The organism is Flavobacterium sp. CLA17 (assembly GCF_013112255.2).
GTDB classification, from domain to species: domain Bacteria; phylum Bacteroidota; class Bacteroidia; order Flavobacteriales; family Flavobacteriaceae; genus Flavobacterium; species Flavobacterium circumlabens.
This window is the reverse complement of the sequence record NZ_CP068294.1, coordinates 3648590-3665702: the sequence shown is the minus strand read 5'-3', so window position 1 is coordinate 3665702 and position 17113 is coordinate 3648590. Positions and strand designations below refer to the sequence as shown.

Below are 17113 nucleotides of genomic sequence, written 5' to 3'. Positions count from 1 at the left end.
AGCGAATTGTTGCCATCAGTACGATTGCCTCTAATATTTCAAACGGAAATTATGATATAAAAATAGAAGACACCAAGGCAGATGCTCTAGGAAATGTTGGAGAATCCCTGAATAATATGGGAGCTTCCCTAAAATCTTCTTTTAGTTTATTGTCTGAAAAAGAATGGCTGCAAAGTGGTATTGCAAAATTGAATAACATCATGCTGGGTGATAAATCACTGAATGAACTATCTAAAGATGTTATTGAGTTTTTATGTACGTATACCAATAGCAGTGCAGGTGTGATGTATATTCTGGAAGGTGATGAGCTTTTTGCGACCGCTGGATACAGCTATATACCGACTAAGAACAGAGAACGTATTCAGAAAGGAGATGGTTTATTGGGACAAGCGATTATTTCACGTAAAATGTTAGAATTAAAAGTATTGTCATCCGATTTTATTCATATTAATTATGCCCTGGGTGAAATAAAACCGACTCATATTGTCGCAGTTCCCTTAATTAATTTAAGAGTAGAAGGAGCGCTTGAACTGGCCAGTATTTACGGATTTTCTGATCTTCATCTGGAATTCCTGAAATTAGTAGGTAATAATATTGGTATTGCGATTAAATCAACTCAAAACCGTAAACGCGTTTTAGAATTGCTGGAAGAAACACAGTCACAATCGGAAGAATTACGTATTCAACACAGTGAACTGGAAGCAATTAATGCCGAACTGGAAGCACAGACAGAAAAATTGCAGGCTTCTGAAGAGGAATTAAGAGTGCAGCAGGAAGAACTGGAACAAACCAATGAAGAGCTTTCGGAGCGCAGTGTTTTATTGGAAGAAAAAAACAATGAGATTCAGAAAAAATCAGAAGCTTTAGAACTCACAACTCGCTACAAGTCCGAGTTTTTGGCTAATATGTCACACGAATTAAGAACACCTTTAAATTCTATTTTGCTTTTAAGCCGATTATTATCAGAGAATAATAGTCAGAGTATGAACAATGAAGAAATTGAGTTTGCAAAAGTAATTCAGAGTTCCGGAAACAGTTTATTGGGCTTAATTGATGAAATTCTGGATTTATCTAAAATTGAAGCCGGTAAAATGGAACTTGAATATTTAGATGTTTCCACCAAAGAAATTACAGACGGCATGTATAACTTATTCTCGTTTGTGGCGAAAGAGAAAAACATCAACTTTGAGATTATCTCAAAAGATGCCCCGATTGTCATCAAAACAGATAAAATGAGATTAGAACAGATTCTTAAAAATCTAATTTCAAATGCCATAAAATTTACAGAAAAAGGATCCGTAAGTCTCGAAATTAAAGTAAACGACGACGATGATAAAATCATTTGTTTTATCGTAAAAGATACCGGAATCGGAATCCCGTTAGACAAGCAGCCATTGATTTTTGAAGCTTTCCAGCAGGCAGACGGCTCTACAAAACGTAAGTACGGAGGAACAGGTTTAGGATTGTCTATCAGCAGGGAATTGGCAAAATTATTACGAGGAGAAATTGTCCTGCACAGTACAGTAGGAGAAGGAAGCAGTTTTACTTTATGTTTACCTGTTTTTGGGTCAATTACAAAAAAAGTAACTGTGGAGAAAAATCCTCCCATAGAAATTGCTGCCGCGGAGGCAGAAGAATTGAAATCAATCAAAAATAAATACATCTCGACTGTTATTCCGGCTGAAATTGAAGACGACAGAGACACTATTTCCGAAGATGACAAAGTAATTTTAATTGTGGAAGACGATATTAACTTTGCAAAATCACTTTTGAGCTTCAGTAGAAATAATGGTTATAAAGCTATTGTTTCGGTTCGTGGAGATTATGCTTTAAATTTTGCGATTATCTACAAACCAGTCGGAATTTTGCTGGATATTGAATTGCCGATAAAAAGCGGATGGGAAGTGCTGGAGGAATTGAAAAACCACGGAGAGACCAAACATATTCCGGTGCATATCATGTCATCACATAAACTGAAACAGGAAAGTTTATTGAAAGGAGCGATTGATTTTCTTCATAAACCGGTTGCATTTGACCGAATTCCTGAAGTTTTTACGCGAATAGAACATATCATCAACAAAGAATCGCAAAAGGTTTTAATTATTGAAGATAATCCGCAGCATGCAAAGGCACTGGCTTTCTTTTTAGAGACCCATGATATTAATTCTGAAATTAAAAGTGAAGTTTCCGAAGGTTTAATCGCATTAAACAAAAAAGAAATAGACTGTGTTATCCTTGATATGGGAGTTCCCGATGCTCATGCCTACGAGATTTTAGATGGCGTTAAAAAGAGCCCGGGCTTAGAAAACCTGCCTGTAATTGTATTTACAGGAAAAAGTTTATCCCTGAAAGAAGAAGTTAAAATTAAAAAATACGCAGATTCTATTATTGTAAAAACCGCTCATTCGTACCAGAGAATGTTAGATGAAGTATCTTTGTTTTTACATTTGGTGGAAGAAACGAAAGGAGCAGACGGCAAAAAAGAAAGCCATAAAAAGCTTAATTTGCTCAACAATGTATTGTACGACAAAAAAGTCCTGATTGTAGACGACGATGTTCGAAATATATATTCGCTGACCAAAGCGCTGGAAACTTTTAAGATGAATGTAATCACAGCCTTTGACGGAAATGAAGCCATCAAGATATTAGAGGAAAATCCGGATACCGATATTGTTCTTTTAGATATGATGATGCCCAATATGGACGGTTACGAAACGGCAGAAAAAATACGTACAATCCCTAAATTTATCACATTACCACTAATCGCCGTGACGGCAAAAGCAATGACAGGCGACAGAGAAAAATGTATCAGGGCAGGTGCGTCGGATTACATCACAAAACCGGTTGATATCGATCAGTTATTGTCGTTGTTGCGTGTATGGTTGTATGATAAAATTTAAGGTAAAAAGGATTAAAAAAATGAGTAAAAAAAGAGTTTTAATTATTGACGATGATTCAAGAAATATCTTCGCTTTGGTCAATACCCTAAAGGTAAAATCATTCGATTGTTTATCTTGTTTAAGTGCCGAAGAAGCCTTAAAATTGTTACAGACAGAGGAGCAGATTGATGCCATTCTGATTGACATGATGATGCCCGAAATGGATGGTTATGATGCTATTCCGTTAATAAAAAGAATACCTTCCAGAGAAGATACGTTAATTGTTGCCGTAACGGCACAGGCTATGACGGGTGATAAAGAAAAATGTCTGGAGGCCGGTGCCGATGATTATGTTTCAAAACCCATTGATGTAGATAAATTGCTTGAAGCATTATCAAAAATTTGAATTTATTATGATTGAAGATATTGAGTTAGAAACGCTTATAAATGATATTTATGAATATTACGGTTTTGACTTTGGAAGCTATTCCAGGGCATCTCTGAAAAGGCGTGTAAACCGAATATATCAATTAGAAGGATTCAAAAATTTTTATGAATTCTTGTCAAAAGTCAGGTATGATCCGGAATATTATAAAAATATGATTGACGAAATTACAGTAAATGTTACTGAAATGTTTCGCGATCCCGCTTTTTATAAGGCAGTCCGAAATGAGATTTTGCCTCAGCTGGCTCCAAAACCTTTCATTCGTTTGTGGCATGCGGGCTGTTCAAGTGGCGAAGAAGTATATTCTATGGCCATTATGCTCAAAGAGGCAGGACTTCTTCACAAATCAATTATCTATGCCACAGATATCAATTCTAAAGTTTTGGAAACGGCCAAAAAAGGAATTTTTCCGTTGCGAATGATGAAGGAATACTCCGAAAACTACCGGGACTCCGGAGGGCAGGAAGATTTTTCCAAATATTACATTGCGAACTATGGAATCGCTAAGTTTAATGAGGAATTAGCCGAAAAAATGGTTTTCTCCCAGCATAATTTAGTTTCAGACAATTCATTTAATGAATTCGATTTTATTCTTTGCCGCAATGTTCTCATTTATTTTGATAATGATTTGCAAAAAAGAGTGATCAATTTATTCGACGAAAGTCTGTCAATTCTGGGATTTTTAGCGTTGGGAACAAAAGAGACTATAAAATATTCTATATCTACCACTAAGTACAAACAGTTAGAGAAAGAAAAAATATGGCGGAAGATAAAATAAATCCAAAATGTAAAGTGGTTATTGTCGGAGGATCTGCGGGAAGTTTAAACGCTTTGATGCAAATACTGCCGGAACTATACGTTTTAAATGCTTTCGCGCTGGTAATTGTGCTTCACAGAAGAGGTACAGACGACATGACGCTCGAAGAATTAATCAAAATAAAAACAGAAGTTCCCGTAAAAATCATTGAAGATAAAGAACCTTTAGTGCCCGGGTTTTTATACGTGGCTCCGTCCAATTACCATTTATTGTTTGAAAAAGAGGAGACGATGTCCCTCGATACCTCAGAGAAGGTAAATTACAGCCGGCCAAGTATCGATGTTTCTTTTGAGTCTGCAGCTGAAATTTACGGCGACAGCCTGATTGGAATTTTACTGTCAGGTTCCAATGCTGACGGGACAGAAGGATTAAAAACGATTCAGAAAGCTGGGGGAATCATTATAGTGCAGGATCCGGATTCGGCAGATATGCCTTTTATGCCCAATAATGCCATCACACACACTACACCGGACTTTATTTTGAATACCGATGAAATATTAAAATTTATTATTTCTGTCAACAGTTAAGCATTCCCCAAAAGATTATTATTCGATAACACTTTCATAAAATGATTCTGGGTTTTAATACTTAAAATTGCAGCTTATAAGCCAATTTATAAACTGTTATGCCATGATTTTGAATAATGTAGTGTTCTTCCCCAAAAAATATACAGTTCGATTCAGCTTTTTGTTCGTGCTTTTTTTCAATTTTAGTCTTTCAGCCCAGAAGCAGGCCAGACTTGATGGCGTTCAGGTTGCTTTTTTATCAGATGTGCATTTACAGGATTTGTTCGGAAAATTTTCAGATAATGAATTCCGTGGAATTTTAAATCCGAAGACAGGAAAATATACCTTATTGCGAACAATGGCTTCCCAGTTACATTCGACCCGAATTTTCAATGAAAATTACTTTGCCTTTCTGGCTGCTTTAGACAATATCGCCAAACGAAAAATAAAATACGTGGCGCTTCCGGGTGATTATACAGACGATGGTCAGCCGATTCATGTTCGCGGATTAGAAGAAATCTTAAATAAATACCGAAAAAAATACGGAATTGAATTTTTTATCACCACCGGAAATCACGATCCCGTTGGGCCATTCGCGCAGGAATCCGGTAAAGAAGACTTTTTAGGAAACGAAGGAAAAAATCAGCCGATTTACAGCAAAGAAGGAATTTATAAACCTAATTTAGACCTGGAACAGCCTGTTATCGTTACCGCTGATATGGCAAAAATGGGTTATTTAGGAATTACAGAAGGGTTGAAAAATTCCGGATTTTATCCCAATAAAAAATATAAATTCTGGTCCACACCTTTTGCACCCTATACGAGCCAGAATTATACCTATGCAAAAGCTATGGAAGCCGCTTTACTATCCAACAGAGTTTATAACGTAGCTCCGGGCTATGAAGTTCCGGATGTGAGTTATGTGGTAGAACCCATTGACGGACTTTGGCTAATGGCGATTGACGGGAATGTTTATATTCCGAAGAAAAATGCAACGGCAGATTCAAAAGATCCCAAGAATTACTCGGATGCGAGTACGGGCTACAACAATGTGCTGTCGAACAAAAAACATCTGATAAAATGGGTAGAGGAAATTTCGCTTGAAGCGAAAAAACAAGGCAAAACGCTGATTGCTTTCAGTCATTTTCCGATGATTGATTTTAATGATGAAGCTTCGGCGGAAATAAAAGAATTACTGGGTCCGAATAAATGGCAGCTCAACCGGGTTCCGACAGAAGAAGTCGCGCAGGTATTTGCCGATGCAGGATTGAAGATTCATTTTGGCGGACACATGCACATCAATGATACCGGAGTGAGGACTACTGCAAAAGGCAATACACTGGTCAATATTCAGACGCCTTCCCTGGCAGCTTATATTCCGGCTTATAAATTACTGACAATTCAGAAAGATAATCTTGTCGATATTCAGACCATTACCATTGATACGGTTCCCGGTTACGATGAACTTTTTGATTTGTATCGCACAGAATATGAGTTTTTGCAAAGCAAACATGCCAAAGACATCTGGAATATTGAGATCCTGAAAACGAAAAACTATCACGATTTTACTGATTTCCACCTCAAAGAACTGGTTCGTCTTCGTTTTTTAGCAGATGACTGGCCTGCAGCGTTCAAAGATTTTATTCTGAATGTTTCCGGAGAAGATTTATTGGTTTTGGCGAATATAAAATCAGATAAGGATTTTGATGTAATCCTGAAAAACAAAGAAAATTTCAAAACAGAATGGGCAGCGTCGGAACAAAAAACGGCTCAGCTTTTATCCGAAAATAAGCTCAAAAAAGAAGCTTTTAAAAACTGGAATGGGTACGATTTTCTGGTCGATTTTTACCGTTTCAGAAGTGCCGATGAATTAGCTTTAAGCGATATCGGACCAGAAAGAGCAAAAGAATATAAAATACTATCACAATTGTTTTTTGAAAACTACAAAGAAGAAACCGCTTCAAAAGAAAAACCGTTGCAAAATCAAATGCGTCTTTTCCTGATCATCTTCAATAAATTCATGCACGAAGTTCCGGCAGATCATTTTAGTGTTGATTTGAAGACTGGTAGAGTTAGGGATCTTAAATAGTTTTCAGTCCCAGTCTCAGTCCCCGTTTTCCGTAAACTGAGACTGCAAACTTTATTTCTTCTCAATGAAGTTTGTTTCACGCAGATTTTGCGGATTTTCTACGCAATTTGTGTCATTTCGACGAAGGAGAAATCACATTTTCTGAAGCACGTTTGCTGAATCCGTTTAGTATAGTTTGCTTCGTTCTTCGCAATGACTTTGATTGCCGGGTAACATTGTTGCTCTGTGTATGTAATTTTACTTCGTCTGTTCGCTACCGCTCTAGTCTCCAGCATCGAATCACACAACTTTGTGTTAGTTAACAAAATAGAACATAAAAAATCTGCTAAATCTGCTAAATCTGCGTGAGAAAAAAAAGAAAACCACCACAAAAAAAATCAGGTTTCAGATTCAACACAAAGTAGAACCTGAAACCTGAAACTAAAAAACTTGAAACTATTTTACACCATTAACAGGATTAACTCTAACATAAGTCCCATCATCGTATTTAATTTGATAAGGCGAATTGAAAAACGTACTCGGCAGATAATAATCCGTAGTAATTACCTGTGCACCTGATTTTTTGGCTGCTTCAAAGTGCTTGTAATCATTTGCTCTGGCTTCTTTGGTATCCGAGTCGGCTCTGGTGCGGATGATATACCCTTTTTTGACCAGCGCTGCGATTTCAGGATCTGTAGAATTGTTTCTGAATAAAGCTGCAGCTTCCGGCTTTCCGGGTTCGGCGTTGATAAAAACGGCGCGTCCTTTTAGGGAGGGATGATTTAAGGCGTACAAATCTCTTTTTGAACCGTTGTTGTCTAACAGGAATAAAAATCGTCCTTTTGCTTTTTTAAGTGTTGGCCAGTTTTGGTGTAAAACCGCCTCTTCCAGCGTACTGTATTTTCCTCTCACCATATCCGGTGTAATCAACTTATTGTTTCCTAATTCTTTACGAATCACTTTATCCAGAGCATCAAATAATTCAGGAGTGAAGTCTTCCGGTTTCGTACCGAAGAAATTGGCTTCCCCGTCCTTAGGTTCCAAAGTAATAAAAACAGGAACGTGATCCGGATTGGCATCGGACCATTTTTTAAGCTCCTGCAGGCAAATTTCGAAAGTGTAACAAGACGTTCTGAAATCAATATCCGGCATGTGAAACACCTTAAAACCGGGTTTGTTCATTAATCCTTTTGGATCATAAGCTTCTTGTGGTGTTACAATATCCAATCCTTTTGGATGCGCGTATTTTCCACCTTTCGTATCCGCGTAAACATCGATTTCCAGATTGCGTAATCCTTTATTCAGTTGTTCTGTAATAGGAATATGCGTGTATTGCAGACCTTTCAGGGAACGTGCCGTGTCTTTCGCCTGAATGAAGTTGTACAAATCATTTTCGATAGCGTGTCTGTAACTATTGTGGGAGCCAATGACTTGTACTTGATTTATTTTTAGGTTTTCGTCTTTTATTTGTGCATTGCCATTCAGGGCACCTGCAAGGCATAATGTAAACAGGATCTGTTTCATAATTTGAAGTTGTAATTAGGATTAAGGGAGAGAGGGAGAAGAGCTGAGAATACGTCCTCTTTTAAGTGTACTAAATTAAAAGCATCATCTGGTTTTTGTGTTAGTTTAAAAAAAACAAATCGCAAAATGATTATCATTTCTTCGGTAAAAAAGTAGTATTACTACAGCAAAAGAGTTTATTATTTAATTTAAAGTTAACCTTCAGGCAAAAAATATTGGTGTAACATTTCCTTATTTTACAGCATAAAAAAGTTCCCAATATTGGTATGAAGAACCCTGAAATTTTTGAAAAAACGTATACAGAATACTGGAAAAAGTTAAATGCCTTTTCGTATACCATGACTCAGGATAAAGACTTGGCGCAGAACATTGTTCAGGATGTTTTTATTGATTTATGGGAAAGAAAAGATGACCTGAACATTCAGGCAATCGAACCTTATTTATTCCGTGCGGTAAAGAATCAGGTTTTTAAACATTACCAGAACAATCGTTTTGACAAGACCATTCTCGAAGACAAATTCGAAGATTATATTATTGATAATTTCACCTCCATTGATCCTGAAGTTATGGATCTGCTTTATTCCTTATTAGACAAACTTCCCGAAAAAAGAAAAGAGGTTTTACTGATGTATAAATTTCAGGACATGTCTATCGATCAGATCGCTTCAGAACTTGGGATATCCAAACAAACCGTCAAGAATCAGATTTCTTCCGGCTTAAAACAATTGCGTGAAGGCTTGAAAGACCTGGCCTGGATGGCACCTTATATCGTTTTGCATCAAAATTTTTTAAGATAACTTTCTGTTAATGGTTTCATAATATTTCCGGATAGTACGATTTCTGATTTCCGGTACTTATAGATAATAATAAGTATTATGATAAAAAAAATCAAACACAGTTTAGGGTATCTGATTGATAAAAGTGCTCAGAATAAAACATCAAAAGCAGAAGAAAATCTATTAGATCATTTTGCCTTTACTGAATTTAAAAAATCAAAATGGGATGACGCTTCAATGGGCAATGCCGACGAAGTTTCCCAAAACATATATAGAGGTATTCAGCTTCGAATAGAGAAGAAGAAGATTTTTAGTCCGTATTGGAAATATAGGGCTGCTGCCAGTATTCTTTTTCTTGTTGGTTTAGGATTTTTTTATAAGCCGAATGTATCCATCGAAAAGCAATTAACATTTAAAACCGCATCATCTCCAAAATCAATCCGGTTAAGTGATGGTACGAAAATTTATCTGGCAGCAAATTCTTCTTTCCAATATCCGGCGCAGTTTAAAGGCGACGAAAGAACAGTTTCTTTACTAAAGGGGAATGCTTTTTTTGAAGTGGCAAAAGACAAAAAACATCCTTTTATCATTCATTCCGGACCCATTAAAACAAGGGTTGTCGGAACTTCATTTCATATTCAGTTCTCCAAATCAAAATGTGAAGTGCTTGTCGTAACCGGAAAAGTAAATGTTTCCAGCAAAGATCAGAGTGTTGATTTGGTACCTAATCAGGAAGCTCTTTTTGCTGATGCTCAATTAACGAAACTTCCAATTGACAAATCACTTTCAATCAATTGGTACACTACTGACATTGCACTAAATCAGGCTACATTAAAACAAGTCATTACCATTTTACAATATAAATACGGAGTAACCTTTTCGTGTAAAAACGAAGCTGTGCTGACAACGCCGGTGACTGTTTTTATAGAAAAGAACGCTTCACTTGAAAGTGTCTTAAAACAAATAAACTATATCACAAACCTAAAATTCAACACCTATGACGGAATAATACAAGTGCATTAAAAACAAGAAAAGCAGTTGCTGAGAACAACTGCGATTAATAATTAAGTATCGAAAAACCAATAACTTAAATCATGTATTTTAAACTTCCCAATTTAAATCTAAAGAGCATTTTCTTTTTAGCACTGACTGTACTGTCGTTTCAAAGCGGTTTCAGTACAAACCATTTTCTTAAAAATTCAAAAGTAGAAAATAAAATAGAAAAAGCAACTTTAGTATCTATTTTTTCAAAATTGAGCAAACAAACAGATTACAAGTTCAGCTACGGACAGGCTATTATTTCAGATAATACCACTTACACCGTAAATTACACCAATGAATCTGTTGCTTTGATTTTGAATGATCTTTCGAAAAAAGCTAATTTCAATTACAACATCAGCGGTAAATTAGTTTTGATTCAGAAAACAGCTGCTGTAAATACTTCTAAAGCAGGTGCAGCTGATAAAATTAAGGTTAAAGGAAAAATCGTTGACGAAAACGGAGTGCCTATTCCGGGAGTAACAATTTTAGAAGCGACTACTAAAAATGCCACCGTTAGTAATTTTGACGGAGAATTTGAACTTTCTGTTACAGAAGGTAAATCTATTGAGGTTTCGTATTTAGGTTATAAAACGAAAACGCTTGTGGTACAAAGAAGTTTCATGACCATTCAGTTAGAGCCAAATACTTCAGAATTAACAGAAGTATTAATTGTAGGATATGGAAAACAATCTAAAAAAGACGTTACCGGAGCGGTAACACAATTGGATGCGGCCAATTTTAAACAGGGGGTTAACGTATCTGTAGATAATTTGATTCAGGGAAAAGTGGCCGGTGTTCGTGTGGTTAACACAAGTGGAGAACCGGGAGCTGGTGTGAATGTTACCATTCGTGGAGTAGGATCTATCAGAAGTGGTAGTACGCCTTTGTTTGTTGTAGATGGTATGCCGTTATCTAATGATGACGTGAGCCCAAGCGGAAGTAATGTTGGTTTTGGAGCTTCAGCAGCAAAAAATCCGTTAAACTTTTTGAATACCAGTGATATCGAATCGATTACCGTTTTAAAAGATGCTTCTGCAGCGGCTATTTACGGAGCAAGAGGTTCTAACGGAGTTGTATTGGTGACGACTAAAAAAGGAGCCAAAGGTGAGGGATCATTGACTTTTGATTCGTATTTGGGAATCGCAAATGTAGCCAATAAACTGGATGTATTAGATGCAGGTCAGTACAGACAGGCCATTAAGGATCCGGCATTTGATCATGGTGGAAATACAGACTGGCAGGATGTAATTTACAGAACAGCTATTACTAAAAATAATGCCCTGTCTTTTGCAAAACAAACAGAATCAGGTAATTATTTTGCTTCCCTTGCTCAAATGGATCAGGAAGGAATTATCCGTAACAGTAATTTCAAACGTATTTCCGGCAGAATTAATGCTGCTGAATCATTTTTAGACAACAAACGTTTAAAATTAAAAGTGAATCTTACGGCGAGTCAAACGACAGATGACGGGGTTCCTACCAGTGATGACGGTGGTTCTAACGGACAATTGATCGTACATACTTTGATGGCAAACCCAACAAGATCTGTTTTTGATGCCAACGGAAAGTATACCAACTTTAATATGAATGCGCATTATAATCCTGCTTATTTATTGAGTATTTATGAGGATCAGACGCGTATGTTAAGAGTTTTAGGAAATTTTGAAGCTTCTTTTAGAATCATTGACGGTCTGGAATATAAATTAAATGTTGGTTTAGATCGTTCTACGGCGGAGAGAAATACTACGATTTATCCAAACTTAACCGATTTGAACCCTAAAGGCAAATATGTTCAGAATAATTTAGATTCTAATAACTCTCTGATCGAGCATTATCTGACTTATAACTTATTGTTGGACAAACACAAATTTGAGGTGTTAGGAGGGTTCTCTTATCAAAAATTTGAAAGATCCGGAACCAGTTTCAGTATTGACGGAATCGCTGCTCAGGGAGCTGGCGTAAAACCATCCATCAATCCTGGTTTTTCAGGAACGCAGTCCGGAACGATAGGTTATGCACAGGAAAATGAATTACAGTCTTATTTTGGAAGATTGAATTATACGTTCAATGATAAATATTTGCTAACGGCTTCGATGAGAGCTGACGGTTCTACCCGTTTTGGTGATAATAACAAATACGGTTATTTCCCTTCTTTTGCTTTAGGATGGAATATTTCTAAAGAAAGCTTCCTGGAAGATGTATCTGCTTTAAACAATTTAAAATTGAGAGTAAGTTGGGGACAAACAGGAAATCAGGAAGTGGATAATAAAATTACTAAGGCAAGTTATTCTTTATCAGGTGCCGACGGATATTATTTGTACGATGATTTAAATTTAGTAAACGGAGTTACCGTAGTAAGAACAGCAAATCCTGAATTAAAATGGGAGGTTGTTACACAATACAATGTAGGTTTAGATTTTAGTTTATGGCGTGATAAATTGTACGGAACTTTTGATTATTTCAACAAAACAACTACAGATGCGATCTTAAACATTCCTTCACCACCATTAAGCCCTACAGTAACGGTTTGGACGAATATTAATCAGGGTAAAATTATCAATAAAGGTTTTGAGTTGATGTTAGGTTCAAAATTAATTAATACTAAAAATTTTAGCTGGAATGTTGATGTGAACGGAGCAACATTAAACAATAAAATTGAAGATTTACCGGTTTCGGAAATTTTAACCGGAACTATTTCAGGACCGGGTCAATCCGGTGTAAATGCGAACATTTACAAAAGTGGTTATGCGGCAGGTTCCTTTTATTTGTTAGAGCATACGGGGTTTGATGACAAAGGTGGAAATATTTTTAAGGATCAGAACGGAGACGGTAAAATTGACAACAGCGACAGAATTATTATCGAAGGCGCTTTACCAACTTTTTACTATGGACTCAACAGTGATATGAAATACAAAAACTTTAGTTTTTCATTCTCCATCATTGGTCAGACAGGAGGCTATTTACTGAACAATACAGGACTAAACGCCTTAAATATCAACAATCTGGCTTCAGACAGAAACGTTGCTACAGGTTATTACGAGTCTGGTGCAAACCCAACAAATTCGCCAATTTTGTCTACTTTATTCTTAGAGAAATCTGACTTTATCCGATTAAATACAGCTCGTTTAGGATATAGTTTCGATTTGAAAAACGTGAGCTGGTTAAACGGATTAACCCTTTACGTAACAGGACAGAATTTGGTTACGATCACTAATTATACAGGATATGATCCTTTAATAAACAGTCCGAAATCAAACGGAGGAAACCAATCTATTGGTATCGATTACGCTAGTTACCCAACTTCGAGAACGTTCAGTTTCGGAGCAACTTTAAAATTATAAATCATGAAGACAAAGACATTTTTAAGCATAAAAATTTTAGCAATATTCTCTTTTATTTTTCTCTTAAGCAGCTGTACCGATTTGGATGAAGTTGTTTTGGATGAAAAATCAGGAAGTGACTCTTCAGATCCTGCAGGATCACTAGCCGCAGCTTATGACAGATTGGGTGATGGAACTTTTACAGATCACGGAGCTGTTTTTGCCATGCAGGAATACACTACAGATGAAGCTATTTTACCCACTCGCGGAAGTGACTGGGGAGATGGTGGAAAATGGAGAGACATGCATGAATTTACATGGACTTCAAGTAATGCCATTATAGTGAGTAACTGGGATTTACTGACCAACGGAATTACACGTTCTTTAACTGCAATTAAGGCAGCACAAGAAAATTCTTTTCCGGAAAAGACATTATTTTTAGCGGAAGCAAAAGCACTTTTAGCCTATTATACCTATACCACATTAGATCTTTACGGACAAGCACCTTACAGAGATCCAATGGACACAAAAGCTCCCTTGCAAATATTAAAAGCAGATACGCAGATTGATAAACTGATCACTGATGTTGAAGCTTTATTACCGGATTTGGCTGATATGGGTACCCAACGTACACACCACGGAAGATTCACCAGACAAGCTGGTTATGCTTTTTTAGCTACAATGTATTTAAACCGTGCGGTATTTAAAGATCGTTACAATGCTGCATCCAATTTCAATTTTAATGAACCTGCCGTATCAGGTACCGGAACAGATATGGATCGTGTTATCTACTACACCTCATTACTAATTGATTCCGGGAAATACAGTTTAGAAAGTAATTTTTTCAAAAACTTTGCAAGAGATAACGAAAATGGTAAAGAACTTATTTTTGCGATTTCTCAAAAAATAGATTACATCAGAAACGGTTCTAACAGTTTTGCTTATGTATGTATGGAGCGTAACCAAAGAGCATCTGCTGCCAACAGAGGAACAAATGCTTCTTGTACAACTCCTGAATTCTATGCATCATGGGATGGTAATCACGATGATCCTAGATTTGAACAGCATTATCAATATGCTGATGGTACCTGGTTTATGAATGATGGTACAGACGTAAGTGTTCCCGCAACAGACATCGTACCTAAAAGTGCCAACCTGCCATGGTTCCATTTCAACAGAGGAATTCAGGCCGGACTTCAGTATGGTCCTGTATTATTGCCTTCGGGATCTCTTGAAATGGTTGGTAATCGTATTAAAGTTTCGCCATTATTTATGGAAAAAAGTACAGGTACACGAATGAATTTTACGCCAACATTAACGTTTGCCGATCCTGCTAAATCTGTTTTCGCTCAAAACGAAATCAATCAGGGAGCACGTGTTTTTAAATATGAATTTGATCCGGAAGGAGGAAACGGTAACAGTAATGTTGATATTCCGTTATTCCGTTTAGGTGGAATGTATGCCATTAGAGCGGAAGCTTATTTCAGAAAAGGAAGCACAGGTCTGGCGATGGACGATTTAAACAAATTGCGTACCGGCAGAACAAGAGAATCCCTATTTGCAAACGCTCCGGGGAAAGCGCTTACTTCTCTGGATGCAGAGCAATTATATAAAGAATTAGGTTTCGAATTGTACTGGGAATTACAAAGAAGACCGGAAAGCATCCGTTTTGGAAAATTTGATTTAGCCGGAACTGCAAAAGCTGCTTCTCAACCCTTCAGAAGAGCATTCCCAATTCCACAAACCGTTATAGACCAGAAAGTGTTCAAACAAAATCAAGGGTATAATTAAGTTTTTGTGTTAGTTTATTTTTTATGTAAAAGCCTGTTCCTTTATTGGAACAGGCTTTTCTTATTTCCGTAATTTTAACTTAGAATTTTATTTAATCTTCCCAACCGCATAAGGTCAATCCGTAACCCTGGGCCTTAGAAACAGATACTTTTGTCAGTTCATGTCTGCAGGCTGTTAGTCCGCGGCAGTTTTCATTATAATGGTATTTTTTCGCTCCTGTGGGACCACAGATATAAACTTTGGTTTCTACAGGATGAAAAGAGTTAAGGAACATTAATAGTAGGAGTGGGGCATATTTCATACGATGAGTTTTGGAGTTTTTAATCGACTATTAAGAAGTATTCATTTGCCTTGTTATCTATTGCTTTTAGTTTTCCCTGACCAATCCATTCCGTTTTAATTTCAATATACGGAATGGTATCGAAACGTAATATTCCGGCACCACTTTTCCCTTCAACATTGATGTTTCCAAAAACGGAAGCTCCTTTAGCATTAATCCCTTTTACATCATAGTTGTACTCGTAATGACCCGATTTACCTGTCCGGTATTCGTATTGGTAATCGGTATCAACATGATAGGTTTTAGCTTCTTCCGGTGTAATAATTTTTCGATCATTGGCCGTAATGCCTTGTTTGTAAAAGGTATTTATTTTGGGTGGCTGGACCATTTTTTTACAACCGATTATCGTGAATAGAAATAAGAGGAGTATTTTTTTAATCATACTTTTTAGCTGTTAGAAAAGGATTGTGAGAATAGCATACATCTGATTTTTAATTCGTTTATAAATATAGAGTTGAATAGTACGCAACAACTGCGTATTTATACCTGAATTTAAACCATCTCGTAACTCTCGATCGTTTCCAGTAATTCTTTTTCAAATGAATAGATATCATCAATCGTTTGAATAGGCTGGCGAACTTCACTTTTATTATCATTAAAAAGTCCGATGTATTTTTTGCCGCCGTTAAGGTGCAGCCTGCAAATGGGCTTACGATTATTATCATCCAGTAAAACTCCAAAATAAGACTGTGTATCGCGATAGACAATTCGGCTCACGGGAAGTTTTCGTCTCAGGATGGCCACTACAATTCGGTAGCCTTCCAGTTCTTCTTCGCTGGTCACAATTTTGTTGTCTTCGGGAATTATAACTTCTTCAGATTCTTCTTTTTGCTTTTGACTTTCTTTATTGATCGCTGCATTTAAACGGTCGTTTATCTTTTCGCTGATAAATTGATTAAAACCTTTCTGAACCAATTCTTTAAATTCATCGACTACTTTTTCCGTCAGTCTTCCCGTGTATACCTTATTGGCAAACAATTTTACAAATTCATTTGATGGACTTTGCAATTCATTGTCAATCTGTTTTTTGATTTCGGTCGTATATTTCAGCAAACTGGCATTATTTACAATCTTATTGACATCAAAATTGGACTTGTGAAATTTGGTGATTTCACCAATCGCATTGTCTTTTAAACTGGTGATGTCAAATTCTAAAAACGGTTTTTCATCCATTTTGTTTTTTTCATCCAGATCGGTAAAAAACTGATAGGTAATTCCGTTCGTTAAAAGGGCAAATCGTGTTTTGGTAACATGAAAATAACGGAATAATTGAGAATTATGAATGGTAAGTTTCTCTTTCCAGCTTTTGCATTCGATAATCAATATCGGTGCACCATCCTGAAAAATAGCATAATCTACTTTTTCTCCCTTTTTCAGGCCCAGGTCGGCCGTAAATTCAGGAACAACTTCCGTGGGGTTAAAAGTATCATAACCCAGTATGTTGATAAAGGGCAAAACAAAAGCATGTTTGGTAGATTCTTCTGTTTCGATTTTATCTTTTAGCAATATAATTTTGTCTGCCAAAGCTTTAAGTTGAATGTTGATTTCCATAGTTGTACTTATTAGTATTTTGATTAATTACTCAAATGTAAAACCAATAAAAATC

General features: G+C 36.5%; 13 protein-coding genes. 9 read left to right on the top strand and 4 right to left on the bottom strand.

The annotated features are described in order from the left end of the window. The 5 genes from HAV12_RS15045 to HAV12_RS15025 all read left to right on the top strand — a co-directional run. Nucleotides 1–2900: response regulator (locus HAV12_RS15045; protein WP_171570378.1), on the top strand; the 2900-nt coding region annotated here is incomplete at its 5' end. 19 nt (nt 2901–2919) lie between these two features. Next, complete coding sequence (locus tag HAV12_RS15040; protein ID WP_132033782.1) at nt 2920–3285, top strand: response regulator; 366 nt, start codon at nt 2920–2922, stop codon at nt 3283–3285. Between the two features lie 7 nt (nt 3286–3292). Next, a complete protein-coding gene (locus tag HAV12_RS15035; protein WP_132033784.1) occupies nt 3293–4102 on the top strand; it encodes a protein-glutamate O-methyltransferase CheR in 810 nt (269 codons plus the stop codon). Next, nucleotides 4084–4668 (top strand): chemotaxis protein CheB, encoded by a 585-nt coding sequence (locus HAV12_RS15030; RefSeq protein WP_171570377.1) that lies wholly within the window; start codon nt 4084–4086, stop codon nt 4666–4668. Before HAV12_RS15035 ends, HAV12_RS15030 begins: the two co-directional genes overlap by 19 nt. 103 nt (nt 4669–4771) lie before the next feature. Next, nucleotides 4772–6736, top strand: a complete 1965-nt coding sequence (locus tag HAV12_RS15025) for a metallophosphoesterase (protein WP_171570376.1) — start codon at nt 4772–4774, stop codon at nt 6734–6736. A 435-nt stretch (nt 6737–7171) separates the two neighbouring features. Here the strand turns inward: HAV12_RS15025 and HAV12_RS15020 are convergent, their stop codons facing one another. Further along, nucleotides 7172–8239 carry a phosphatidylinositol-specific phospholipase C1-like protein gene (locus HAV12_RS15020; protein ID WP_171570375.1) on the bottom strand — a complete coding sequence of 356 codons (1068 nt, stop codon included), beginning with the start codon at nt 8237–8239 and terminating at the stop codon, nt 7172–7174. A gap of 266 nt (nt 8240–8505) precedes the next feature. Here HAV12_RS15020 and HAV12_RS15015 point away from each other — a divergent pair, with 266 nt between their 5' ends. The 4 genes from HAV12_RS15015 (at nt 8506) to HAV12_RS15000 (ending at nt 15167) form a co-directional block, all read left to right on the top strand. Then, nucleotides 8506–9036 (top strand): RNA polymerase sigma-70 factor, encoded by a 531-nt coding sequence (locus HAV12_RS15015; RefSeq protein WP_132033792.1) that lies wholly within the window; start codon nt 8506–8508, stop codon nt 9034–9036. Between the two features lie 78 nt (nt 9037–9114). Then, the gene (locus HAV12_RS15010) at nt 9115–10038 is read left to right on the top strand and encodes a FecR family protein (protein WP_171570374.1); all 924 of its coding nucleotides are present in this window, start codon (nt 9115–9117) and stop codon (nt 10036–10038) included. 71 nt (nt 10039–10109) lie between these two features. Then, complete coding sequence (locus HAV12_RS15005; RefSeq protein ID WP_171570373.1) at nt 10110–13397, top strand: TonB-dependent receptor; 3288 nt, start codon at nt 10110–10112, stop codon at nt 13395–13397. Nucleotides 13398–13400: 3 nt separating this feature from the next. Beyond that, a complete protein-coding gene (locus HAV12_RS15000; RefSeq protein ID WP_171570372.1) occupies nt 13401–15167 on the top strand; it encodes a RagB/SusD family nutrient uptake outer membrane protein in 1767 nt (588 codons plus the stop codon). Between the two features lie 91 nt (nt 15168–15258). Here the strand turns inward: HAV12_RS15000 and HAV12_RS14995 are convergent, their stop codons facing one another. The 3 genes from HAV12_RS14995 to HAV12_RS14985 all read right to left on the bottom strand — a co-directional run bounded on the left by HAV12_RS14995 (nt 15259) and on the right by HAV12_RS14985 (nt 17058). Further along, the gene (locus HAV12_RS14995) at nt 15259–15468 is read right to left on the bottom strand and encodes a hypothetical protein (RefSeq protein WP_205423321.1); all 210 of its coding nucleotides are present in this window, start codon (nt 15466–15468) and stop codon (nt 15259–15261) included. 19 nt (nt 15469–15487) lie between these two features. Then, nucleotides 15488–15835, bottom strand: coding sequence for a hypothetical protein (locus tag HAV12_RS14990; RefSeq protein ID WP_240345171.1), 348 nt, complete (start codon nt 15833–15835; stop codon nt 15488–15490). Between the two features lie 164 nt (nt 15836–15999). After that, nucleotides 16000–17058: a type I restriction endonuclease gene (locus HAV12_RS14985; RefSeq protein WP_171570370.1), complete on the bottom strand. Its 1059-nt coding sequence runs from the start codon at nt 17056–17058 to the stop codon at nt 16000–16002. Nucleotides 17059–17113 lie beyond the last annotated feature (55 nt).